Consider the following 24,255-nt stretch of genomic DNA (forward strand, 5'->3'; position numbering starts at 1 on the left):
ATCCTTTAAGGCTCTTGTACATCCAGCGCATCACGCGCCAGCTCCAGCGCCGCAGCCAAGGTGTCAGGGTCGTTGACTGCGAGCCCCTTGGCCTGACGCTGGATCCGCTTGTTCAGTCCGGTCAGAACCTTGCCCGGCCCGCATTCGATGAAGACCCCGGCGCCATCGTCGAACATGGCATTGACGCATTCGGTCCAGCGCACCGGACGGTAGAGCTGCTCGACCAGACGCTGCTGGAGCACCTCCGTCGTCTGCGGCACTTGCGCATTGACGTTCTGGTAGACGGCGTAACGCGGCAGCTTGAATTCCATCGTCGCCATCGCCTGGGCAACCTGCTCGGCCGCGGGCTGCATCAAGGCACAGTGGGACGGCACCGAAACAGGCAAGGGCAGCGCACGCTTGGCACCCGCCTCCTGGCACAGCGCAATGGCGCGATCGACAGCACCCTGATGCCCCGCGATGACGACCTGGCCCGGCGAATTGTAATTTACCGCCGACACCACCTCCGACTGGGCCGCATCGCGACAGGCCGCTTCCACCGCCGTGTCGTCCAGACCCAGAATCGCGGCCATCGCGCCGACGCCGGCCGGCACCGCCTGCTGCATCGCCTCGCCACGCAAACGCACGAGACGCACGCCTTCGGCAAAGCCCAGGGCGCCGGAACAGACCATGGCGCTATACTCGCCCAGACTATGCCCAGCCATCATGCCGGGACGCGGCCCTTCGAGCTCCTGCCAGACGCGCCAGATCGCCACGCTGGCGGTCAGCAGCGCAGGTTGCGTACAAGCCGTCGCGTTGAGTTTTTCTTCTGGTCCTTCCTGAACGACATGCCAAAGATCATAGCCCAGCGCTTCCGATGCTTCATCGAATGTCGTGCGCACTACGCTGTAACGTTCGGCGAGTTCCCGCAGCATGCCGACCTGCTGGGAACCCTGCCCCGGAAAGACCAAAGCCAGTGATTGCGTCATCGCGCTCACCCTTGAAATGATGGACCGTCGGAACTCGTCATATCGCGAGACCCGCTATCCACTCGACCGCTCGCAACGGTCGACGAGATAACAGGCGTCGCTACATCCTGAGACCATGCAGCGCGGAAATGCCCCGGAAGCCCGACCTCGACTTCTCGCATTGCCCGGTCGATGGCGAAAGCAAAAGCCTGGGCGCTGGCGTTACCGTGGCTTTTGACCACGATGCGATTCAGGCCAAGCAGGCTGGCGCCGTTATGCCGCACCGGATCCAGCTGCGCCTTGAGCCGCATCAGCGTCGGCCTTGCCAGTGCCGTGACCAGCCGCGTCGACCAGTGGGACTCGAAGGTTTCCTGCAGACGCTTGAGCAGCATCTGGGCGACCCCCTCGCTCGCCTTGAGCACGGCGTTTCCCACGAAGCCGTCGCAAACCACCACGTCGGCCTGGCCGGAAAAGATGGCATCGCCCTCGAGATACCCGATGTACTCGAAGTCGCTGCCACCGCGCCCCCTTAGCAGCGCGTCGGCTTCACGTACGCGAGCCACCCCCTTGCTCGCCTCGACGCCGATATTCAGCAGCGCCACCCTGGGCACCGCAACGCCATCCACGACGCGCGCCATCAGCGCCCCCATATGGGCGAAGTCGAACAGATGTCGGGCGTGCACATCGACACTGGCGCCCAGGTCCAGCAGATAGCAGCGCCCACCCTTTCGGGTCGGCACCGCCGTACTGATGGCAGGTCGCGAAATGCCGGGAACCGTCCCCAACTCGCGCCGCGCCAGCGCGACCAGCGCACCGGTATTGCCACAGGTAATGCCGGCATCGGCTTCGTGTTCACACACGGCTGCCAGCATGCCGTACAAGCTGGTGGCGGAAGGGTCGTCGAACACATCCATCGGCGGCGTGGACTGCAGCACCACACGCGGTGCATCCACCAGCCTGACGCGTTTGGCGAGGGACGGCTCCCCCGAGGCCTTGCCCAGTTCCGCCACCAGAGCGCAAAGCTCTGCCCGCGGACCAAACACCGACGGTTCGAGATCAGGGTGGCGCGCCAGCGCCAGAAACAGACCACCAATAGTGGCGCGGGGACCGAAGTCCCCGCCCATGGCATCAATGGCGATGCGCATTGCCTAGCGAAACGCTCGAGGTCTCGTTAAACGTCGACGACCTTGCGACCACGATAGTAGCCGTCCGGCGCGACGTGATGACGACGATGCGTGGTACCGGTTTCCTGATCCTGGGACAAAGCCGGAGAAGTCAGGGCATCGTGTGCACGACGCATGCCACGCTTGGAACGAGTTTTACGGTTTTGTTGAACGGCCATGATATGACTCCAACGTCAATGTCTTTCAGATTCAGAATTTTCCCTTCAACGACTTCAGGACGTCAAAGGGGCTATCAGGGCGGGAGACCTCTTCAACCGGGGCTTCACCGCTGCTCATTTGCTCACGAGAAATCGCACAATTCGCTTCATCGTGATAGACCACTTGGGGCAGGCTGAGAATCAGCTCGTCCTCGACCGCCCCCAGCAGGTCAAGCTGTTCGTCGTCGACCAGAACCGGCTCGTAGTCACTGGGCACCTCCGCCGCCAACGCATCGTCACTGACGATGGCCAGCTTGAAATGGCTCGCGACGGATACCGCCATGGGCTGCAGGCAGCGCCGACACGGCACCATGAGATCCGCTTCCAGCTCGCCGTCGATGAGATGGCGCCGCTGCGTGTCGACGTCGAACTGCAGCCTGACGCTAGCGTTGCCTTGCTGCGGCCCGATCTCATCCTGCAGGCGCACCAGTTTCTCGAGGTCGACGAGACCCTCGATCATTTCTTGGTTTGCCGCTGCCCGATAGGGTTCGACGGTCGGTGGAAGTCGTCTGGTCAACATAGGCGCGACATAATAGGGACTCACCGTGCCCCTGTCAAAGCAGATGAAGCACGCTATCCTGTTGCCGGAAACGCGTCGGCTACGGGTCTCGGGCCAGGAACCCGGCGCGACACCTATCCGACTCCAAAGAGGAAGCCCATGTCTCGCCTGGTACTCGCCTCCAGCTCTCGCTACCGCCGCCAGTTACTGGATCGGCTCGATCTCTCCTACCAATGGGCCGCACCGGATATCGACGAAGCCCGGCGCGCCGACGAGAATGCCGTCACCCTGGCGCACCGCCTGGCGCTGTCCAAGGCGCAGGCGATCGCAGCCGACTATCCCGATCACCTGATCATCGGCTCCGACCAGCTGGCGCTGTTCGAAGGAGACATGCTGGGAAAGCCCGGCGACTTCGATACGGCTTGCGCCAATTTGCGCCGGTTTTCGGGCCATCAGGTCAGCTTCATGACTGGTCTCGCCCTGATCGACACCGGTGCCGGGCGTCATCGTGTCGTGCATGACACCTACCATGTCTGGTTCCGAAACCTGAGTGACGAGGAGATCGAAAACTACGTCTCTCGCGATCAGCCTTACGACAGCTCGGGCAGCTTCCGCATGGAAGGCCTCGGCATTGCACTGTTCCAGCGCTTCGAAGGCAACGACCCCAACACCTTGATCGGCCTGCCCCTCATCAAGCTCTGCGAACTTCTGAGAGAGGCAGGGCTGAACCCCCTCGCGGGTCAGGGCAACTGATAGCGTACGGGCGAGGCGCCGTTGCTCAGCCCCAGCCAGTGAGCGGCAGCGCTGGTCAGCTTGTCGGAGACCAGCGCCCAGGGGTCCAGCGACGGCGTATAATCCTTCAGACTCACCTCGCCCAGGCGTGCGCGAGACAGTTGCTCGAGATTGCCGATGTCATCGACCAGCCCCAGCGCTTTTGCCTGTTCACCGGTCCATATCAGACCCGAGAAGAGTGCAGGATCGTCGCTCAGGCGGTCGCCACGCCCAGCCTTGACCGCATCGATGAACTGCTGATGCGTGGTGTTCAATACCGATTGCCAGAAGTCGCGCTGCGCCGGTGAAATCTCGGAGAACGGATCCATGAAGGCCTTGTTCTCACCGGCGGTAAAGACCCGCCGCTCGACGCCCACCTTGTCGATCGCTTCCTGAAGGCCGAATCCGGCACTGATGACCCCGATGGAGCCGACCAGACTGGCTGGCGACGCGTAGATGCGATCCGCCGCCGAGGCCATGTAGTAGGCACCGCTGGCACCGATATCCTCGATCACTGCCAGAATCGGCTTATCGCCCTGCCCCTGGAGATAGCGAATCTCGTCGTAAACCCGTTGCGACTGGACCGGGCTGCCGCCGGGGCTATTGACATGCAGCACGACGGCATCGGCGTCCGAGGCGCGCCAGGCCTGCTGCAATCCTTCGATGATGCGCTCCGCGCTGGCCTGGCCGTTGGCATCGATGGGCCCGCTGACCTCGACGATGCCAAGATGGCGACGGCTGGCAGACGCCCCCTCCCCCTGCGCCAGGAACATGGCATAGGCGCTCAGACAGAGGCTCGCGATCACGATCAGCGCGAACAGCAGGCGAAAGAATATCTTCCAGCGTCGTGATCGCCGCTGCTCTTTCAGCACGCCGCCGATCCAGCGATCCATCATCTGCACTTCGGCCAATCGCACCGAGTCGGCATCGGTCGGCTCGTCATCGCGGGAAGAGGCTGCCGCCCGACGTCGCTCGACTTCCTCCCGGCTCAGTTCCGGCCCCTGTGTCCAGTCATCCCGTCGTTCGTCGCTCATCTATCCTCTCCTTGCTGAATGCCACCGTGCATGGACCATCCGGACACGCGGGAGCTATCCGGTATCCCGTCATGCCGGCGGGATCGGATATCGCCTCGATGCCGACAACCGGCGCTCTCAAACCAGCAGCCACTCGACGACCGATGAAAAGTCGTCGGCAACGAATTGCGGCTCGCTACGCATCAGGCGCTGACGCTCGTGAACGCCGTAGGTCACCGCGACGCGATCCATGCCGATGGCCCTGGCCATCTCCAGATCATATTCGGTATCCCCGACCATGACGGCCTCCGCCACCGGCACGCCACACTCGGCCAACAGCTCTTCCAGCATCAGCGGATGCGGCTTGGAGCGGGTGAGATCGGCGGTGCGGCTGGCAACGAACCAGTCACCGCAGGATTCGTGGCCGAAGACACGGTCGAGCCCACGACGACTTTTTCCGGTCGCCACCGCCAGCCGGCATTCAGCGTCACCCCGCAAGCGCCGGATACCCTCGGTCACGCCGGGAAAAAACGGCGTCGGTATTCGATCGACGGCCCGGAACTGATGCCCATAGGCTTCGCGCAAACGATCCTGCTCCTGAAGCGTCACGTCCGGAAACAGTACGGCGACCGCTTCGGGCAGTCCTAGCCCGATAATGTCGCGAACGGCAGCGTCATCCGGCACCGGCCATTGCAGCTCACGCGCAGCGGCCTGCATGCAGGCGACGATACGCGCCGCGGAGTCCATCAGCGTGCCATCCCAGTCGAAGATGACCAGCGAATAGCGACAGCGCCGAACTGCCTGGCCCGGCAGCGCTTCGACCGCGCTCGTCTCAACCGCCATGACGGGCACGCTCCAGTACCTTTTCCAACCCCGGTTCCAGCGGCGCTCTCGCTTGTACCGGGCGCCCGGTCTTGGGGTCGGGGAAGGTCAGCGTCAGCGCATGGAGGAACAGCCGATCCAGGCGCAGGGAGCGTGCAAGGTAGGCTCCCTCGGCGCTGCCGTACTTGTCGTCCCCTAGCAGCGGGTGACCGGCATGAGCGGCATGAACACGAATCTGGTGAGTACGACCAGTGACCGGCTCCGCCTCGACCAGCGTGACCTTCGGGAACGTTTCCCGCACGGCGAAGCGCGTGCGCGACACCTTGCCGCCGTCATCCACCCGCACTCGTCGCTCGCCGTTACCGGCGTCATAGCGCTCCAGCCGCGCACTGACGTAATCGCGGCGCGCCGGCCAGCGCCCCTGAACCAGCGCCAGATAGCCCTTCTCCATGCGGCGCTCGCGCAGCGCGGTGTTGAGAGACAGCAGCGATTCACGGTTCTTGGCCAGCAGCAGACAGCCCGAGGTATCACGGTCGAGCCGATGAACGAGCTCGAGAAAATCCAGGTCTTCGCGCACCTGGCGCAGCGCCTCGATCAATCCGATCTTGACCCCGCTCCCTCCATGTACCGCCAGCCCGGAAGGCTTGTTGATCACCAGCCAGTCCGGGCCTTCGATGACGACACTGCCGGCCAGCAGGTTACGCAGGCTTTCGCTGGCCTCCTTGACGGCGCTTTCCGGCGCCAGCCTCAACGGCGGCACGCGAACCATGTCGCCGGCCTGGACGCGATAATCCGCCTTGATGCGCTTCTTGTTGACGCGCACCTCGCCCTTGCGAACGATGCGGTAGATCAACGATTTCGGCGCCCCCTTGAGCCGCGTACGCAAGAAATTGTCGATTCGCTGCCCATGCTGCGACTCGCTGACCTCGATGAACTGAACTTCCTGGCCTTCGGCCATGCTTGACTCCCCTCGACGGCGCTCCGTGGCGACACCCGCGCGCCGCCGGGCGCCATTCTAACGCACCGCGCCCGCAGCGCGAGCTCAATTGCCGCTACCTCGGCATTACTGTTATATTGCGAGCTCACTCGGTGGGCGCTATGCCCATTCAGGCGCCAGCCACTGAATACGCTGGCCGAAGTGAAAAAATGTCTCGATCTTCCAGAGAGTTAACGAAGCCTACCGCTCACGGCTGCTGGAATGATCAAAACACGTTTGGAACGCCAGACCCCGACTCGACGGCGCGACTGACAGTCTCAGTTCGCCAGACTCGCGGGAAAATCCACAGGTACCAGTGGAAGGCGTCGCCGAACCGAACAATGCCAAGTGATATGAACGGCAGTCTGCAGGACCGGATGCGCCAACGAAAAAGCGCACCGTGACATGTCCTGCCACCGTTTCGTACTCGACCCATGTTCGTGTAGCACCCGATAAAAGCAGGTAACGACAGCAAAGATGTAATGGCAATGAGCAGGCACGTTACTGGGCTCGACGAGCGTCGATCCGAACTCGCATCGATGGGCATTTCGTGCCACGTGACAAGCGATTTTCGGACCTCCTCCTCGAGTCCCTGACGCGGGTTTCGCACGTGTTGCACGTTGAACCCGTTCTGACACACGCCGCGCTTGTTTGCCCTGCCGGGTCGCTCCACCCATGTGCGCGAGCACAGCACGACCGCTAGCGGTTCGTCGTCGCCGATTGCAGCACGCCTTCCACCGGCACGCTCAATTAGCGAGACCGTATGAAAAGAATGCTCATCAACGCGACACAGCCCGAAGAGCTGCGCGTCGCGCTCGTCGATGGACAACGCCTTTACGACCTGGACATCGAATCCGGTGCCCGGGAGCAGAAGAAAGCCAATATCTATCGGGGCAAGATCACCCGCCTCGAGCCCAGTCTCGAAGCGGCCTTCGTCGATTTCGGCGCAGAGCGCCACGGCTTCCTGCCGCTCAAGGAGATCTCTCGCGAGTATTTCTCCAAGGAGCCGTCAGGCCGGCCGAACATCAAGGAAGTCCTGAAGGAAGGCCAGGAAGTCATCGTCCAGGTCGACAAGGAAGAGCGCGGCAACAAGGGCGCGGCGTTGACGACCTTCGTCAGTCTGGCCGGTCGCTTTCTGGTCCTGATGCCCAACAATCCTCGCGCCGGCGGCATCTCTCGTCGTATCGAAGGTGAAGAGCGCAGCCAGCTCAAGGAAGCCATGGGCCAGCTGACGCTGCCCGACAAGATGGGCGTCATCGTTCGCACCGCGGGCATCGGCCGCTCGCCGGAAGAGCTTCAGTGGGACCTCGACTATCTGGCGCAGGTGTGGGACGCCATCACGACCGAAGCGGTCAAGCGGCCAGCCCCCTTCCTGATCTACCGCGAGTCGAACGTCATCATTCGTGCCATGCGCGACTACCTGCGCCAGGATATCGGCGAGGTGCTGATCGACAGCAAGGGCGTCCACGAGGAAGCCCTCAGCTTCATTCGCCAAGTCATGCCGTCCTACCAGCAGAAGATCAAGTTCTACACCGACGACGTACCGCTGTTCTCGCGCTTCCAGATCGAATCCCAGATCGAGACGGCCTATCAGCGTGAGGTCAAACTGCCTTCCGGCGGTTCGGTCGTCATCGATCATACCGAAGCGCTGGTTTCCATCGACATCAACTCGGCACGCGCCACCCGCGGCGCCGATATCGAAGAGACCGCCCTGCAGACCAACCTGGAAGCGGCCGACGAAATCGCCCGTCAGCTACGCCTGCGGGATATCGGCGGCCTGGTCGTCATCGACTTCATCGACATGTCGCCCGCGCGCAATCAGCGCGAAGTCGAGAATCGCGTGCGTGACGCACTCAAGCTCGACCGCGCGCGCGTTCAGATCGGCCGTATCTCGCGCTTCGGCCTGATGGAAATGTCGCGCCAGCGTCTGCGTCCCTCTCTCGGCGAGACCAGCGGCGTCGTCTGCCCCCGCTGTGATGGTCAAGGCACCATCCGCGATGTGCGCTCCATTGCGCTGTCGATCCTGCGCCTGATCGAAGAGGAGGCAATGAAGGAGCGCAGCGCCCAGATTCGCGCCATTCTGCCGGTCCCCGTGGCGACCTATCTGCTCAACGAGAAGCGCAACGTGCTCTCCGACATCGAGCGCCGCCAGAACGTCAAGGTTCTGCTGCTGCCGAATCCGGAGATGGATACGCCGCACTACGAAGTCCAGCGTTTCCGCGATGACCATGTCTCCGAAGACGGCGACGACACCAAGTCGAGCTTCGAACTTTCCGTCGACAGCGAGCTGCTCAAAGAGCCGGAGACGACGCTCGCCAAGCCGATTCAGCGCACTCAGGCCGCCGTGCAGACCGTTCAGCACACCGCACCTGCCCCGGACTCGCTCCACCAGGAGCCGGAGCCGACCCCGCAGGCGCCGAGCGCACCCAATGCACCGACGCCGACGCCGACGCCGGCAACCCCCCAGCAGGGCCAGAGCTCGGGCGGCCTGCTGCAGCTCTTCCGAGGTCTGTTCGGACGTCACCGTGCCGGCGAGGAAATGTCGAAGCCGAACGGCACGGCCAGCCAGCGCGGCCAAGGCACTAATAGCGGCGGCCAATCGACGAGCACGCCCCGTGGCGGTGCCAGCGGCAACAATAATGGCGCGGGCAATTCACGCCCGTCGCGCTCGTCCTCCCAGAAGAATGATCGTGACGGCGGCGCCAAGCGTAACGACGGCAATACCAAAACCGCCGACAACGCTCGTAGCGACAGCAATTCCCGGAACGACGGCAACGGTCGCAACGACAATGGCAATCGGCAAGGTAATAACCGCCGACGCCGCAGCCAGGACGACCGTCAGGGCCAGCCCCGTCAGCCGCGCCAGGATAATCGGCAGGAGAACCGTCCGGATAACCGCAGTAGCGACAAGGTCGAAAAAGCCGACAAGGCCGAAAAAGCCGACAAGACCGCTAACGATCGGCGTAACGACACCTCGAAGCCCGAGAGCAACAAACCGTCCAGCGACATCAAGCCTTCGCGCACCGAGACACGCGAGACGGCACCAGTCGCCGCGACGGAGGCCGTCGACAGCAAGCCGAAGCGCACGCGCAACAATCCGCGCAATCGCTCGCGCAAGCATGCGCTGAATCCGGCAGCGGTCGAAGAGCAGCAACGTCTGCAGGCCGAGGCGCCGACGGATACCAGCAGCGCGACCGAGGCAGCAGCACCGACCACAGCCGCCGACGCGGTCGAAGCCAAGTCCAAGGCAGTCGAAGCGAAGGCAACTGACGAAGCGAAGGCGACTGACGAAGCGAAGGCGACTGCTGAGCCCAAGGCAACCGGCGAAGCCAAGGCGACCGACAAGGCGGAGACGGCTGCTGAGGCCAAGGCGACCGACGAGGCGAAGACGAACGCCGAGACTCAGGCCTCCACGGCACGGCAGTCGTCGACCCAGGACGACAAACCCACGGCCACGCCTGCGGCTCCCAAGGCAGATACGAAGGCGGATACGAAGCCTGTTGAGCAGCCGGCCGCTGCCGAAAAGCCACAGGCTGACCAGACCGCCGCGGCGCCGAGCAAGACTGCCCAGCGACAGGAAGCAGCTGCCGACAAGGCGGACGCCACCCCGACCGTCAGCCAGCCGACGAGCGCAGCTGCCGATGTTGTCGAGACGACGGCGGAATCCGCCGAGCGCCCCGCAAAAACGTCAGCCACTTCGCCGAGCGACGATAAACCCGATGTCGCGACCAGGACGACCGCTGACGACGTCAAAGCCGAAGCGCCCCGCCAGGAGGCTACGGCGGCACAAGCGAGCGAATCCTCTTCGTCGGAGACGACAGCCGAGCCCAAGCCCGTACAGTCTCGTGAAGAGCCGTCTCGTGAAGAGCCGTCTCGCGAAAAATCGCCTCGTCAGAAGCGTGACCGCACGCCGCAGCCGGAAAAGGCGGCATCCACGGCCGCTGACAGCGTATCGAACGCCGACGTACCGGCAGCCGCCGCTGAAGGCGCGATTCCTGGCGAGACGAACGAGCCGGTTGCGGAGTCGAAGTCAGCGGCCGAGCGCGAAGCTGGCGTAGAAAAGGCCCAGGAAGCGCCAGCAACGCCGGTTGCAGGCACGACCATGCTGTCTGCCGTGCCGGCTTCATCCGAGGCCCAGGAGCAGGCACCGGCTTCCGCGACCGCCAGCGCCGCAGCGCCCGAGCCGGCGACACCGGACACGGCGCCCAGCCAGGCCGAAGCCGGCGATCATCAGGCAGCAGCTGCGACATCCGACAACGCTGAATCCAGCGAGCCGGCATCGACAGCCAGAACGCCGAGTGCCGACGCTTCCGGCGAAGAGAGCAGCAGCGAGCCACGCCGGCCGCGTCGTCGTCGGGCCCACAACGACCCGCGCGAAAAGCGTCGTCGCGAGTCCGGCCAGAACGATAGCTGATCGTCAACGACAGCTGCCGTAGAAAGCGAAAAGCCCAGACAATATTGTCTGGGCTTTTTCTTGGCCGCTCGCCAGCGCCTGTCTCGAGGGCCTAACGTCTTCCCGAAGGCCTAACGTCTTGTCTCGAGGACGTTATCTCTCTCGGCCATTACGCTCTGTCATCACCCCCGCTAACCGATCGACCGCGCCCCGACCCAGCGCGGCTCACGCTCCAGCGTCACCTCGAATCGGGCATGAACGGTCTCGACGATCTGGTCGGCAAAGGCCAACAGCCCTTCCAGCGTCCCGCCTCCGAAATGAACCAGTACCAGAGCCTGGCGATCATGAACGCCAAAACTGCCTTGTCGATACCCTTTCAATCCACACTGATCGATCAACCAGCCCGCGGCCAGCTTCACCCGCCCATCCGGCTGCGGATAGTGCGGCATCGACGGCATCTGTGACAACAGGTGAGAAGCCTGAATCCCGGAGACGAACGGGTTCTTGAAAAAGCTGCCGGCGTTGGGCGTATGTGCCGGATCGGGCAGCTTCTCACGGCGTATGGCACAGACAGCCGCGAAGACATCCCGTGCGCTTGCAGGCGCGGCCACATGCTCACTCAGCGCACCGTAATCGAGCTTGGGCGCGGGGCGCGAGGAGAGCGTCAGGCCAAGCCGGGTAATGACGACCTGATTCGCCAGCTCGCGCTTGAACACACTATCGCGATAGCCCAGCTCGCAAGCCTCGCGTTCCAGGCGATGCCGCCTACCGTCCCGCCGGTCCACGAGCTCGACCCAATCCAGCACGTCGGCGATCTCGACACCGTACGCGCCGATATTCTGGATCGGCGCGGCGCCGGCCAATCCGGGAATCAAGGCGAGATTCTCGATCCCCCATAGCTCACGCTCGACACAGGATTCGACCAGCGCGTGCCAGCCGACCCCAGCGCCCACTTCGACATGAACCGCATTGCCGCGACCCGGCGCGAACGATACGCCTTCGAGATCCGCACACAGCGTGAGCCCTTCGATCCGACGTGGCAACAGCACATTGCTGCCGCCGCCCAGCACCGTCATCTCCCAGCCGTGCTCGTTGGCCAGTTGCAGCCCTTGAACGACCTCACCTTCGGTCCGGGCGCGCCAGAAACGCGCTGCCCGGCTGGGTAGCGCCAGCGTATTGGCGTCGGAAAGATCATGATCGACCTCCAGATCGTCAACCTCGCCTTCCCGCATCAGAGGATACCCAGCCGCTGACGCAACGATGCCACGACGCCTTCCACAGCGTCTTCCAACTGATCCAGCACCTGCTGAAACCCGGCTTCGCCGCCGAAATAGGGGTCCGGCACGTCTTCGTCGAGCTGCCCGGCATAATTCAGCAAGCGCGACACGCGAGCACGGCTGTCAGCCGGCTGCAGCGCGAGCGTGCGCTCGAGATTGTCGCTGTCCATCACCAGGATCTCCTCGAACCGCTCGAAGTCCTCGACGGTCAACTGCCGCCCGCGCAATTCACCGAGGTCGATGCCTCGATCGGTGGCGGCCCGAAGCGCACGCGGGTCCGGCGGCTGGCCCACGTGCCAGGCGCCGGTACCACAGGAGTCCACCGCCACGCGATCCGCCATGCCTTCTTCCTCCAGGCGCTTCCTCAGCATGCCTTCGGCCGTCGGTGAACGGCAGATATTGCCCATGCAGACGAACAGGATTCGCCATTCGGGACGCGAATCGCTCATGCCTCGCTCCGCTTCTCGTCACTACGTTGTGCAAAATACTGACGCACGCGCTCCAAGTCTTCCTGCGTGTCGACACCGCCGGGCAGCGACGACGTGACCGTTGCCACCTGAATGAGATGACCGTGCTGCAGCGCTCTCAACTGCTCGAGCTGCTCGAGCTGCTCCAGCGGCGCCGGCTGCCAATTGACATACTCGGCCAAAAATCCGGCGCGATAGGCGTAAAGACCGATATGGCGCAACCAGGCATCCGTCTCCAGCAGCGTCGGCGGCTGCGTCTTCCAGGCGTTGCGATCCCAGGGAATCGGCGCCCTCGAGAAATAGAGCGCCCGCCCCGTCAGATCGGTGACGACCTTGACCACGTTGGGATTGAACAGCGTATCCACGTCATGGATCGGCTCGGCCAGCGTCGATACGGACGCCCGGTCGTCCGCCGCGAGCCGCGTGGCGACACGGTCGATTGCGCTGGCTGGCAGCAGCGGCTCGTCACCCTGCACATTGACGACGATGGTCTCGTCGGGCAATTGCAGCCTGGCGGCCACTTCTGCCAGGCGATCGGTGCCCGAAGGGTGGTCGTCGCGAGTCATCACCACCTCGGCGCCGAATGCCTGCGCGGCCTGCTCGATGCGGGCGTCGTCGGTCGCGATCACGACGCGCGAGGCACCGCTGTCATTGGCCCTCATCCATACGTGCTGGACCATGGGCAAGCCGTCGATGTCCATCAGCGGCTTGCCCGGGAGGCGGCTGGACCCGTACCGAGCCGGAATCACCACCACGTAATCATTCATGGTGCCGGCGCTGCCTTGCCGAGCTTCTCCTCGGTCGACATCACACGGGCTTCATTTTCCAGCATCACCGGAATCCCATCTCGAATCGGATAGGCCAGCCCGCTGACCGAGCTCTTGAGTTCCTGACGCTCGCGATCGTATGTCAGTTCACTATGGCTGACCGGACAGATCAGCATTGCCATCAATTCCTTATCCATGATTCTTCCTTATCAACGATGCCTGTGTACGCCACCACGAGCCAGACGAAACCGACCCTTAGAAATCTGCGACCATGATCGCGCCATCGTCGTCTACATGCCAGCGGGGCTTCCATTCCAGAGGGACTTCCATTCCAGCGGAGCTCACATGCCAGAGACGGAGAGGGTATCTAGGATCGCGCCCAGCCCTCGACCTGCCCGGCCCACCACTCCACGAAGGCCGGTTCGGGTGCCGCCTCGACGTCCAGCACCCAGCAACGATCGTCGGCAAAGCCGGCGCATTTGACCGCATCCTTCGCGGTCATGACCACGACGCTCGGGGCAGCGGGCAAATCGGCAACGGAGAACTGGTGATGATCGCCGAACGCGACCCCTTCATGAGGCACGCCCAGCGCCTCGAGCGTGTCGAAGAATCGTTGCGGATGCCCGATCCCCGCCAGTGCCGCAACGGGACGATCGAGCCCGAACGGCAGCTGCTCGACCGGGTAGCGCTTGCCGCTAACCAGGTGGCGCCACGCCGTCGGCACGAGCGTCATCGAAAAGCGCGGGACGCCTTCGCCATCGGTGCTGGCAAGCGATGCTGTACCGCCGTTGCCGATCAGCGCCTCGACGTCGCCCAGGCGGTGCAAAGGTTCCCGCAAGGGGCCGCGCGGCAAGCAGTGGCGATTGCCGAATCCTCGCACGCCGTCGACGACGACCAGTTCCAGCGATCGCCCCAGGGCGTAGTGCTGCAGGCCATCGTCAGCGATCAGAATGTTGCACCGGGAATGTTCGATGAGCCAGCGTGCCGCCCGCGGCCGATCGGGATCGACAGCCACCGGCGCGCCGGTCTGCTGCGCCAGCATCAACGGCTCGTCACCGCTCTGCGCCACGGGCGTCTGGCCCGTCACCGCCAGCGGGTACGATGAGGCCTTGCCGCCGTAACCCCGGGAGACGATGCCCGGCCGCCAGCCATTGTCCGCCAGCCAGCGCACCAGCCAGGCAACCAGCGGCGATTTGCCGGTGCCTCCCACCGACAGATTGCCCACGACGACCACCGGGACCGACGGTTGCCAGATCTCGCGGCGACCGTCGCGGTAGGCCTCGCGGCGACGCACCACGGCCTGGCGGTAAAGCGCTTCCAGCGGCGCCAGCAGCGTCAGCCACCGCGATCCGCGATACCAGGCGCGCTCGATCGGCGTCACGCCTCCTCCTGGAACTGCAGCTGATAAAGGGAGGCGTAGGCGCCACCCTTTTCCAGCAGCTCGGCGTGGGTGCCGCTCTCGATGAGATTGCCCTGATCCATCACCGCGATGCGATCGGCGCGCTCGATGGTCGATAGGCGGTGGGCGATGACGAACGTGGTGCGATCACGGCAGACGACTTCCAGCGCCCGCTGGATGTAGCGCTCGGATTCGGTATCCAGCGCCGAGGTCGCCTCGTCCAGAATCAGTACCGGCGCATCCTTGAAGATGGCTCGCGCGATCGCCAGGCGCTGGCGCTGGCCGCCGGAAAGCATGACCCCGTTATCGCCGACCAGCGTGTCGTACCCTTTCGGCAGTTGTTCGATGAACTCGTGCGCGTAGGCGGCTCTTGCCGCGGACTCGACCTGCTCGCGGCTGGCGTCAGGCACGCCGTAGGCGATGTTGTCGGCGATCGTGGTGTTGAACAACGTCACCTGCTGGGAGACCAGCCCGATCTGCTGGCGCAGCGGCGACAGCTGGTACTCCTGGATATCGATGTCATCGATCAGAATGCGCCCGGCGGTCGGCCGGTAGAACCGCGGCAGCAACCCCATCAGCGTCGACTTGCCGCTTCCCGAACGCCCCACGATCGCGACCATCTGGCCCGCGGGCACGTCCAGATCGATGCCCTTGAGCACTTCCGGCTGGTCTTCGTCATAGGCGAAGCGCACACCTTCAAAGCGCACGCGCCCTTCCAGGCGAGTCGGCAGGTACTCACCCTCGTCTTTCTCCGTCGGCCGACTCAGCAGGCCAAAAAGCTCCTGCGAAGCCGAGAGCCCTTTCTGGATGATGCTGTTGACGTCGGTCAGCGACCGGATGGGCTTGGCCATCAGGGACGCGGCGGTAATGAAGGCGACGAACTCTCCCGGCGTCATCGCATTCATCAGCTCCGGCGCCATCGCCAGCCAGACGAGCCCCGCCAGTGCCAGCGCCACCAGCAGTTGAATGACCGGCGTGCTGGTCGCCTTGGTCATCGCCTCCTTGATGCTCTGCTCGCGATTGTAGTTGCTCGCGGCTTCGAAACGGCGTTTCTCGTACTCTTCCGCCCCGTGCGTGCGCACCACGCGATAACCAGTCAGTGCCTCGGAGGCGACGTGCGTCACGTCACCCATGGAATTCTGGATGCGCCGCGAGATCTTGCGGAAGCGCTTGCTGGTGTAGCGCACCACGAGCCCGATCAGCGGCGTGACGCCCATGAAAATCAGCGTCAGCAACCAGTTGGTCCAGAACAGGTAGCCGATCAGACCGATCACGAACAGGCCTTCCCGCAGGATGATCGTGATCGCGTTGGTGGCCGCCCCTGTCACCTGCTCGACGTGATAGGTCACCCGCGAGATGAGATGACCGCTGGAGTGCATGTCGAAGAAGCGACCGGGCAGGTGCAGCATGTGGTTGAAGACGTTGCAGCGCAGTTTGTGCACCACGTTACGCGCCACGTTGCTCATGAAATAGGTGCCCAGAAAGGTACCGATGCCGCGGGCCGCGAACATGCCGATCACGAACAACGGCAGAAAGAAGCGAAAGGCGGCATCCGGTTGCTGTATCCCGTCGATCAGCCGCTTCATCATCTCCGCCAGTGCCGTACTCGAGGCAGCATAGATGGCATAACCGACCACGGCGAGGGCAAAGGAACGCCATTCCACGCGGACGTATTCTAGGAGACGTCGATAGAGTGCCCAACTGGAAGCTTGTGACACGGTAACTCCGTTCGACTGGAAAAGGTCAGGCTCCCGACGCCGCGCATACCGACCGGGCAGAACGCCGAATGGGCGGATTCATGCGACGGCTTATTCGGCCGTTAGAGCCCGTTCACGATCTCGCGAGCCAGGATCAAACCAGGCGAAAACGATTGAGGAAAAGACCGGGCTCGCGCACGAGTTTGCATGAGCATGATGAATCTTCCGAAGTCGTCTTCAACAACGCTTGGCCCGACGCGCAGCAGATGGTGAACAGGTTCTTACGCAACTCGGGCGCATTCAGGGGCTGGATTCTACCCCATCATCCGCGCCGTCGACAGCCGACCGGCGCGACCAGCCCGGATATCGTTGTGCGCGGACGGTGACGCTGGCCGGCGTCAGGGCAACGCGGACGGCGCCATCGTAGGCGGTGTTCCAGACCCGGCTGCCGGCGTCGACGAACCGCTGGACGACCGAGGGCGCCGGATGACCGAACGGATTGCCGCGGCCGCTGCTGAAGATGACCTCGGCAGGCCGCGTCGCCGCCACCAACGCCTCCGACGAACTGGTGGCACTACCGTGATGGCCGGCCATCAGTACGTCGAGCGGGCGCGATCCCGCTGGCCCGCTCTCCAATGCCTCGATGAACCCGCGCTCCCGCTCCGTTCCGGCATCACCGGTGATCAGTACCCGGCGTGCTCCCACGGTGACCAGCAGTACGCAGGAACGGTCGTTGGCATTCGAGGCGATATCGCCGACAGGCGGAGACAGGAACCGCCAGGAGATGCCTTCGTCTCGCCAGCTGCCACCCGCCTCGCAAGGCCGCGATGGCAATGACAGATCGTTGCCGCGTGGCGCCCACCAGCGCTCGACGCGATGATCCTGGCGCAGCGCGGCGATGCCGCCCGAATGATCATTGTCGCTATGCGTGACGATGACATCGTCGAAACGTTGTCCGGCAGGCCACAGCAGGCTCGCCGGCATGAAACCCGACCCGAAGCGCGGCCCGGTATCGACTAGCACGCGCCGGTCACGGGTCTTCAGTTCGACCAGTTGCCCCTGGCCGACGTCATAGACCGTGACGATCAACTCTCCCCGATCCAGGCTGGGCGGCCGAAGCAGCAGCACCAGAATCAGCAGCGACGGACAGGCCCACGCTCGCGTCATGCGAGTCACGCCCGGCAGCAACCAGAGCAGCCCCCACAGCAGCAGCGCAACGGCGACCGGCCAGCGCCACCAGGGGCTTGGCGTCCAGAGTGGCAGGCTGTCGGCGGCCTGCGCGAGGACACCAGCCAACCCATTGGCCAACTGATCGAAGGGCCACCATGCCCAGCTGGCCAATGGCGGCCAGATCGCGAACAGCCAGCCGACGAATCCGAGAGGCACCATCAGGCTGCTCACGAGCGGAACCGCGATCAGGTTGATCAACGGCGCCAGCGACGACAATCGCCCGAAGGCGAGCAATACCGCCGCTGCCATGATCGGCGCCAGCATCCACTGACTGCGCAGCAGCGCAAGGCACCACCCTCGCCCTCCTGAAGGTCGGGGCCGCCCCGACCAGGCGAGGATCAGCACGGCAACCGCCGCGAACGACAGCCAGAGCCCGGGGCGCCACGGCGCCAGCGGGTCGGTGACCACGACGAGCCCCAGCGCCAGCCACCAGGCTTGCCACCAGCCGGGCGCATGACGACCGCTCGCCGCCCACAGACCGATCGCCGCCATGATCGCCGCACGTACCGCCGGTGGCTCGAAACCCGCCAATCCCGCGTAGGCGAAGGCTGCCAGCCCGGCTCCCAGCCACGGCCAGGACGTCATCCGCCAGGACAACGGCTGCAAGACCCGCGCCACGCGTCTCAGCAGCCATAGACAGAGCGCTGCCACGAGCCCGATGTGGAGCCCCGAGATAACCATCAGATGGGTCGTGCCGGTCGCGTTCAGCAAGTCCCAGTCATCGTCGTCGAGGCGCTCGTCGGCACCCAGCGTCAGCGCCGCCAGCCAGCGTCTGCCCAGCGGCGAGATATCGGCGGCGTCCAATTGGTCCAAGGCGGCCTGACGTGGAGAAAAACTAGCCGTGGTCAGCTTTTCCGGCGAGTCGTCGCGAATATAGCCCAGCGCCTGGATCCCTTCCCGCCAGAGCCAACCGCCATAATCGAAGGTGTCTGGATTGGCGAACCCCAGCGGCTGGCGCAGACGAGCCGTCAGTTGCCAGCGCTCCCCCTTCTGAAGCGCGGGCGCGTCATACCAGGAAAGCCGGAGCCGGGTGCTGCCAGGACAGACGTCGCCGGAAGCCCTGGGCTCACAGGCCTCCACCTCGAAGCGAAAGCGCGCTCGACGCGGATCGACATCCAGCGCATGGATTCGGCCCGTCAGCCTGAAGTCGTGGCCGGCGAGCGATTCCGGAAGCCCCCCGGCGCGCTGCTGGCCAACCTGATGCGCGCAACTCAGGAAGGCCAGGACCGCCAGCACGCCCCACAGCGAGCGTCGCCACAGCGCAACCGCCAGCAGCAACGCAGCGATCGTGACGGACAGTATCTCCGACAGCGACTCGCCCCCGGTTCGGTACCCGACGAGCGAGCCGGCTACCGCCGCCAGTGCCAGCGGCATCGCCCAGCCCGGGCGTCTCGCCAAGGCGGAGACCCGCCTTGCGGCGTCAGTCGCCGTCAACATCGGCATTCCCGATAAACGGACTTAACATGGCGGGGCCTTGAGGTTGTATGGATAATGGGCCTTCTTCGTTCAGCGAGCGGCCTCATGTCTCGTCGATGGTTACAACGCTACATTCCCAGCCAGGAGAGGCTACAGCGCACTCGCTCTTTGCGTTTCATGCACCACATGCTGGGCGATCCGGCGATGTGGGTGCTTTCTCGTCATAGCGTTGCCAACGCCTGCATGGTCGGCCTGTTCGCCGCCATGCTGCCGATCCCCTGCCAGATGCTGCTGGCCGCCTTCGGCGCCTACTGCTTTCGCGGCAACCTGCCGCTGTCCGTCAGCCTGGTCTGGCTGACCAATCCGCTGACGATGCCGGTAGTCTTCTACTTCAACTATCGCGTGGGAGCTTGGGTGCTGGACTACCCGGCCCGCAAGGTGCCGGATCACATCACCACGATGTGGATCGCCGAACAGATGGCGCACATCGTCCTGCCGCTGGCGGTCGGCTCGGTAATCGTTGGCTTGGTGCTGGCCATCGTCAGCAACGTTCTGATACGGCTCATCTGGCGCTTCCAGATCTACCGCAGCTGGCGACGGCGCGCCAAGCGCCGCCAGCGCCGGCAAAGACACTGAGCCCCACTCCCCCGCTCGCTCCGACTCCTCCAGCACATAATCTTTCCTTCGATTCACTTCACGAAGGATCTTTCCTTCGATTCACTTCACGAAGGATCTTTCCTTCGATTCACTTCACGAAGGCGCAAAAAAACGCCGCCCTGGACTATTGATCGTCCAGAGCGGCGTCAGCTTTAGGCTCTGCGAAAACTCGCTGCGTCAGCTCACACGGCGGTCAACTGGCCTCTGTCCAGACGCATCGTGCGATCCTGATGCGCCGCCAGCGACATGTCGTGGGTGACCACCACGAACGCACAGTCGGTGGTCGCCGCGAGCTCGTCCACCATGGCGAGAATGTTGGCTGCCGTGGTCTGATCCAGGTTACCGGTCGGCTCGTCCATCAATACCAGACTGGGATTGGTGACCAGCGCCCTGGCGATGGCCACGCGCTGGCGCTCGCCGCCCGACAGCTCGCCCGGCTTGTGGGCTCCACGTGGCGCCATGCCGACGCGATCCAGCAACTGCAGGGCCTTGTCGACGGCGACTTTCCGAGTCTGACCGCGAATGATCAGCGGCAGCGCGACGTTCTCCGCCGCAGTGAACTCCGCCAGTAGATGGTGGAACTGGTAGACGAAACCGATATAGCGGTTACGAAAGCTGCCCAGGGCCGCCTCGCCCAGCCCCGCCAGCGATTGGCCACCGATGACGACCTCGCCGGCCGTGGGCCGGTCGAGCCCGCCCAGCAGGTTGAGCAGCGTGGTCTTGCCGGAGCCGGAACTCCCGACGACGGCCACTCGCTCTCCCGCTCTCACCTGCAGGTCCAGATGATCGAGTACGGTGAGATCCTGCGGGCCTTCGCTGTAGGTCCGCGTGAGTTGGCGGCAGTCGAGCATGATGTTGTCTCCGCTGGCAGACGATGACCGGAAATTGGCTTCACTCATAACGCAGTACCTCTGCCGGCTGGATACGGGCCGCTCGCCAGGCCGGATAGAGCGTCGACAGGAAGGTCAGTCCGAAAGCGCTGGAGACGATCACGCCCAGGTCGCTCATCTCGAGCCGCGAAGGCAGATAACTGATGAAATAGACGTTGGGATCGAGGAACTGGATACCGGAAACGGCCTGGAACCAGGCAATGATGTCGGACACCGTCAGCGCCAGGATCACGCCGGCAATCACCCCGATCACGATACCGATGATGCCGATCGCCAGCCCCTGCACGACGAAGATGCCCATGATCGACTTCGGCTTGGCGCCGATGGTACGCAGAATGGCGATGTCCGCATGCTTGTCGGTGACCACCATGACCAGCGTCGAGACGATGTTGAACGCGGCCACCGCGACGATCACCATCAGCAGCAGGCCGATCATGTGCTTCTCCATCTGGATCGCCTGGAACAGGTTGCCGTGGGTATAGGTCCAGTCCATGCCCCGATAGCCGGCGCCCAGATTCGAGACGATGTCTCGGGTCACCGGCCCCGCCTGGAAAAGATCGTTGAGTTCCAGCCGCAGCCCGTCGACCTTGTCACCCAGGCGAGCCAGCGTCTGCATGTCCTCGATATTGGCATAGGCGAGGTTGGCATCCAGGTCGGCGCCGACCTTGAAGATCCCGCTGACGGTGAAGCGCTTCAGGCGCGGGAACACGCCCCCGGGCGTGATCGATGCCTCCGGCACCAGCAGCGTCACCCGGTCACCCACGCCGACGCCGAGATTGCGTGCCAGCAGCGAGCCGAGCACGACATGCCAGCTGCCGGCCGAGAGATCGTCGAGGGTGCCGGTCTGCATGTGCTGATCGATGATCGAGACGTCACGCTCGTAGTCGGGCTGAACCCCGGTGACCATGGTGCCCTGGGTTCGCCCGCTGGCCGAGAACATGCCCTGCTGCTGCACGTAGGGGGCCGAGGCGACGACATCCCTGTGCTGGTCGACCTTCTCGGCCAGCGCTTTCCAGTTCTGCATGCCGCCCTGCTGTTCGATACGGGTATGCGGCACCATGCCGAGCACGCGAGTGCGCAACTCGTGATCGAAGCCGTTCATGACCGACAGCACCAGGATGAGGACAGCGACCCCCAGGGCCAGGCCAAGCATCGACGTGAGCGATATGAAGGAGATGAAGTGATTACGTCGTTTGGCCCGGACGTATCTCAGGCCCACCAGAAAGGGTAAACGGTCGAGCATCAGGTTGGATTCCTTGTCAGCAGCGGCTCATGTTACGGGTTTTGTCGGTTCCCGAAAACGCCAGATTGTCGGGCGACCTTCGGCTTGCCAGCGGCGTCGCCCACGCTACACTGGCGCTCACCGGAAAGCGGTGACGAGCGCTGTCGTCGATGCGTCGAGACGACGCGCGACTCCTGCTTGCATCGCCGCGATCAGGCTCTACAATGCCGCGTCCCGCTATGGAGACCATCATGACCCTTCGTCTGTTCCCCGAGTGGCACCCCCAGGATGCCATTCAACTGACCTGGCCGACCCCGACCAGCGATTGGGCACCGTTGCTCGAGCATATCGAGGCAACGCTGGAAGCGATGGTCGTAGCCATCACTCGCTACCAGCCGGTGCTGGTCGTCGTGCATGACGAGCCTCAGCGCGAACGCCTGGCGGCGCGTTTCACCGCGCTGGGCATCGACACCCGGCGCTGGCATCTCGTCGTGGCACCGAGCGACGATACCTGGGCCCGGGATCACGGCCCGATCGCCATCGAGCGCGAAGGTCGCCTGACATTGCTCGACTACGTCTTCACCGGGTGGGGTGGCAAGTTCGCCGCCGAACGGGACGACGCCCTGACTCGGGCGCTGGCATCCCAACAGGTATTCGCAGCACCGGTCGAGCCACAGATGCTGATACTCGAAGGCGGCGCCATCGACACCGACGGCGAAGGCACGCTGCTCACCACCAGCGCCTGCCTGCTCAATCCCAATCGCAACCCGGACCTCGACCGCGACGCCATCGAGACCTGCCTGGGCGAGCAGCTCGGCGTCTCCCGCGTGCTATGGCTCGAGAACGGTCATCTCGAAGGCGACGATACCGACAGCCATATCGACACTCTGGCGCGCTTCTGCGACCCGGCGACGATCGCCTACGTGCGTTGTGACGATCCCCAGGACCCGCATTACGAGGCCTTGGCGGCGATGGAGAACGAACTCAAGGCGCTACGCCGCGAGGACGGCTCGCCCTATCGCCTGCTGGCACTTCCCTGGCCCAAGCCCTGCTTCGATCCGGACGACGGCCACCGCTTGCCGGCGACGTACGCCAACTTCCTGATCATCAACGGCGCCGTCCTGGTTCCGACCTATGGCGATGCCGCGGATTTCCAGGCACTCAAGGTCATCGACGGCGCCTTCCCCGGCCGCGACGTGATACCGATCGACTGTCGCGCCGTCATTCGTCAGCATGGCAGCCTTCACTGCCTGACCATGCAGTTGCCACGCGGATCGCTCAACCCCTCGCTATCCTTGGGCTGAGTGGAAACCAGGGCGAGAAGCCGAGTCAGTAAAGAGCCGGTTCGAAATACAGGTTAAGGAGAGATCATGTCCAGAACGCTAAAGGTCGGCCTGGTCCAGCAGCAAGCCTGGCCAGACAAGCAGCGCAGTCTCGAAGCGAGTGAAGCCGGTATCCGCGAGCTCGCCGCCCAAGGTGCCGAACTGGTACTGCTGCAGGAACTGCACGCGACACACTACTTCTGCCAGTGCGAAGATACCGAGCTGTTCGATCTGGCCGAGCCCCTGGATGGCCCGACCGGCCAACGGCTCGCGACCCTGGCCCGCGAGCTGGATATCGTCATCGTCGGCTCGATCTTCGAACGCCGCGCCGCGGGGCTCTACCACAACACCGCGATCGTGCTGGACCGCGCCCGGGGCCGCGTCGGTCATTATCGCAAGATGCACATTCCCGACGATCCCGGCTTCTACGAGAAGTTCTACTTCACGCCTGGCGACGAAGACGCCAAGCAGGGCTTCGAGCCGATCGATACTTCCGTCGGCCGCCTCGGCGTGCTGGTCTGCTGGGATCAGTGGTATCCGGAAGCGGCTCGATTGATGGCGTTGGCGGGCGCGGATCTTCTGCTTTACCCCACCGCCATCGGCTGGACGCCTTCCGACGACACGGCGGAGAAGCAGCGCCAGAAGGATGCCTGGACCCTGATCCAGCGCTCTCACGGTGTCGCCAACGGCTTGCCGGTCATCGTCGCCAACCGGGTCGGCCACGAGCCCGATCTCTCCGGCGTCGGTGAAGGCATCGACTTCTGGGGTGGCAGTTTCGTCTGCGGGCCCCAGGGCGAGCTGCTGACCCATGGTGGCGAGGAAAGCCAGAACCTGTTGGTGGAGGTCGACCTGCTTCGCAGCGAAGATGTCCGCCGCATCTGGCCCTACCTGCGTGACCGACGGATCGACGCCTACGGCGACCTGACCCGCCGCTATCGCGACCGCTGACGTGATCATCGCCGCTGCCATCGTTCCGGCGATGGCAGCGGCGCAAGACGGTCGATTTGTCTAGATAACCGCCCTTTCTAAATGACCGCTCTCTGGGCAACTGTTCTCTCTGTATGGCCACTCCTTCCCCGCTGGGAAAAAATTTCGCCCATTGGTAGACG

General features: G+C 64.0%; 21 protein-coding genes. 5 read left to right on the top strand and 16 right to left on the bottom strand.

All coding sequences use genetic code 11. The features are described from left to right. Positions 1 to 5 precede the first annotated feature (5 nt). Genes fabD through ACWHY3_RS10135 form a run of 4 tightly spaced genes read right to left on the bottom strand, consistent with a single transcriptional unit; the run spans position 6 to position 2,848 of the window. A complete protein-coding gene (gene fabD, locus ACWHY3_RS10120; RefSeq protein WP_087719811.1) occupies positions 6 to 968 on the bottom strand; it encodes an ACP S-malonyltransferase in 963 nt (320 codons plus the stop codon). A 5-nt stretch (positions 969 to 973) separates the two neighbouring features. After that, a complete protein-coding gene (plsX, locus tag ACWHY3_RS10125) occupies positions 974 to 2,092 on the bottom strand; it encodes a phosphate acyltransferase PlsX (RefSeq protein WP_087719812.1) in 1,119 nt (372 codons plus the stop codon). 26 nt (positions 2,093 to 2,118) lie between these two features. Continuing rightward, on the bottom strand, positions 2,119 to 2,289 hold the full coding sequence (rpmF, locus tag ACWHY3_RS10130; protein WP_087719813.1) for a 50S ribosomal protein L32: 171 nt from the start codon (positions 2,287 to 2,289) through the stop codon (positions 2,119 to 2,121). 31 nt (positions 2,290 to 2,320) lie between these two features. Then, positions 2,321 to 2,848: a YceD family protein gene (locus ACWHY3_RS10135; protein WP_087719814.1), complete on the bottom strand. Its 528-nt coding sequence runs from the start codon at positions 2,846 to 2,848 to the stop codon at positions 2,321 to 2,323. A 138-nt stretch (positions 2,849 to 2,986) separates the two neighbouring features. Between ACWHY3_RS10135 and ACWHY3_RS10140 the strand changes: the two genes are divergently transcribed. Next, positions 2,987 to 3,580: a Maf family protein gene (locus tag ACWHY3_RS10140; protein WP_087719815.1), complete on the top strand. Its 594-nt coding sequence runs from the start codon at positions 2,987 to 2,989 to the stop codon at positions 3,578 to 3,580. Here ACWHY3_RS10140 and sppA read toward each other — a convergent pair. The 3 genes from sppA to ACWHY3_RS10155 form a co-directional block, all read right to left on the bottom strand. Beyond that, a complete protein-coding gene (gene sppA / locus ACWHY3_RS10145) occupies positions 3,568 to 4,632 on the bottom strand; it encodes a signal peptide peptidase SppA (protein WP_448126456.1) in 1,065 nt (354 codons plus the stop codon). The genes ACWHY3_RS10140 and sppA overlap by 13 nt on opposite strands. A 117-nt stretch (positions 4,633 to 4,749) precedes the next feature. Then, positions 4,750 to 5,454 (bottom strand): HAD-IA family hydrolase, encoded by a 705-nt coding sequence (locus ACWHY3_RS10150; protein ID WP_087719817.1) that lies wholly within the window; start codon positions 5,452 to 5,454, stop codon positions 4,750 to 4,752. Next, the gene (locus tag ACWHY3_RS10155) at positions 5,444 to 6,391 is read right to left on the bottom strand and encodes an RluA family pseudouridine synthase (protein WP_332779217.1); all 948 of its coding nucleotides are present in this window, start codon (positions 6,389 to 6,391) and stop codon (positions 5,444 to 5,446) included. Before ACWHY3_RS10155 ends, ACWHY3_RS10150 begins: the two co-directional genes overlap by 11 nt. A 781-nt stretch (positions 6,392 to 7,172) precedes the next feature. Here ACWHY3_RS10155 and rne point away from each other — a divergent pair. Continuing rightward, the gene (gene rne, locus ACWHY3_RS10160) at positions 7,173 to 10,823 is read left to right on the top strand and encodes a ribonuclease E (protein ID WP_448126457.1); all 3,651 of its coding nucleotides are present in this window, start codon (positions 7,173 to 7,175) and stop codon (positions 10,821 to 10,823) included. A 170-nt stretch (positions 10,824 to 10,993) separates the two neighbouring features. Here the strand turns inward: rne and murB are convergent, their stop codons facing one another. The 7 genes from murB to ACWHY3_RS10195 all read right to left on the bottom strand — a co-directional run bounded on the left by murB (position 10,994) and on the right by ACWHY3_RS10195 (position 19,076). Then, positions 10,994 to 12,034 (bottom strand): UDP-N-acetylmuramate dehydrogenase, encoded by a 1,041-nt coding sequence (murB, locus tag ACWHY3_RS10165; RefSeq protein WP_087719820.1) that lies wholly within the window; start codon positions 12,032 to 12,034, stop codon positions 10,994 to 10,996. Continuing rightward, positions 12,034 to 12,528, bottom strand: a complete 495-nt coding sequence (locus tag ACWHY3_RS10170; RefSeq protein ID WP_087719821.1) for a low molecular weight protein-tyrosine-phosphatase — start codon at positions 12,526 to 12,528, stop codon at positions 12,034 to 12,036. Before ACWHY3_RS10170 ends, murB begins: the two co-directional genes overlap by 1 nt. Continuing rightward, positions 12,525 to 13,313 (bottom strand): 3-deoxy-manno-octulosonate cytidylyltransferase, encoded by a 789-nt coding sequence (gene kdsB / locus ACWHY3_RS10175; RefSeq protein ID WP_448126458.1) that lies wholly within the window; start codon positions 13,311 to 13,313, stop codon positions 12,525 to 12,527. The genes ACWHY3_RS10170 and kdsB overlap by 4 nt, the downstream gene beginning before the upstream one ends. Next, positions 13,310 to 13,510 (bottom strand): Trm112 family protein, encoded by a 201-nt coding sequence (locus tag ACWHY3_RS10180; protein ID WP_170835899.1) that lies wholly within the window; start codon positions 13,508 to 13,510, stop codon positions 13,310 to 13,312. The genes kdsB and ACWHY3_RS10180 overlap by 4 nt, the downstream gene beginning before the upstream one ends. Positions 13,511 to 13,680: 170 nt before the next feature. Further along, on the bottom strand, positions 13,681 to 14,694 hold the full coding sequence (gene lpxK / locus ACWHY3_RS10185; protein ID WP_448126459.1) for a tetraacyldisaccharide 4'-kinase: 1,014 nt from the start codon (positions 14,692 to 14,694) through the stop codon (positions 13,681 to 13,683). Continuing rightward, the gene (msbA, locus tag ACWHY3_RS10190; protein WP_256961298.1) at positions 14,691 to 16,430 is read right to left on the bottom strand and encodes a lipid A export permease/ATP-binding protein MsbA; all 1,740 of its coding nucleotides are present in this window, start codon (positions 16,428 to 16,430) and stop codon (positions 14,691 to 14,693) included. The genes lpxK and msbA overlap by 4 nt, the downstream gene beginning before the upstream one ends. Before the next feature lie 279 nt (positions 16,431 to 16,709). Then, a complete protein-coding gene (locus ACWHY3_RS10195; protein WP_448126460.1) occupies positions 16,710 to 19,076 on the bottom strand; it encodes a DNA internalization-related competence protein ComEC/Rec2 in 2,367 nt (788 codons plus the stop codon). Positions 19,077 to 19,160: 84 nt separating this feature from the next. Between ACWHY3_RS10195 and ACWHY3_RS10200 the strand changes: the two genes are divergently transcribed. Continuing rightward, complete coding sequence (locus ACWHY3_RS10200) at positions 19,161 to 19,691, top strand: DUF2062 domain-containing protein (protein WP_448126461.1); 531 nt, start codon at positions 19,161 to 19,163, stop codon at positions 19,689 to 19,691. Between the two features lie 203 nt (positions 19,692 to 19,894). Here the strand turns inward: ACWHY3_RS10200 and ACWHY3_RS10205 are convergent, their stop codons facing one another. Next, on the bottom strand, positions 19,895 to 20,611 hold the full coding sequence (locus ACWHY3_RS10205; protein WP_448126462.1) for an ABC transporter ATP-binding protein: 717 nt from the start codon (positions 20,609 to 20,611) through the stop codon (positions 19,895 to 19,897). After that, complete coding sequence (locus ACWHY3_RS10210; protein WP_448126463.1) at positions 20,604 to 21,845, bottom strand: lipoprotein-releasing ABC transporter permease subunit; 1,242 nt, start codon at positions 21,843 to 21,845, stop codon at positions 20,604 to 20,606. The genes ACWHY3_RS10205 and ACWHY3_RS10210 overlap by 8 nt, the downstream gene beginning before the upstream one ends. 230 nt (positions 21,846 to 22,075) lie before the next feature. Between ACWHY3_RS10210 and ACWHY3_RS10215 the strand changes: the two genes are divergently transcribed. Both ACWHY3_RS10215 and ACWHY3_RS10220 read left to right on the top strand, forming a co-directional pair. After that, positions 22,076 to 23,128 carry an agmatine deiminase family protein gene (locus ACWHY3_RS10215; RefSeq protein WP_087719829.1) on the top strand — a complete coding sequence of 351 codons (1,053 nt, stop codon included), beginning with the start codon at positions 22,076 to 22,078 and terminating at the stop codon, positions 23,126 to 23,128. 66 nt (positions 23,129 to 23,194) lie between these two features. Beyond that, entirely contained in the window at positions 23,195 to 24,094 is a 900-nt protein-coding gene (locus ACWHY3_RS10220; RefSeq protein ID WP_332779225.1) for a carbon-nitrogen hydrolase, read from the top strand. The last annotated feature ends 161 nt before the right edge of the window (positions 24,095 to 24,255 follow it).

Source organism: Salinicola sp. NYA28a, assembly GCF_976982775.1.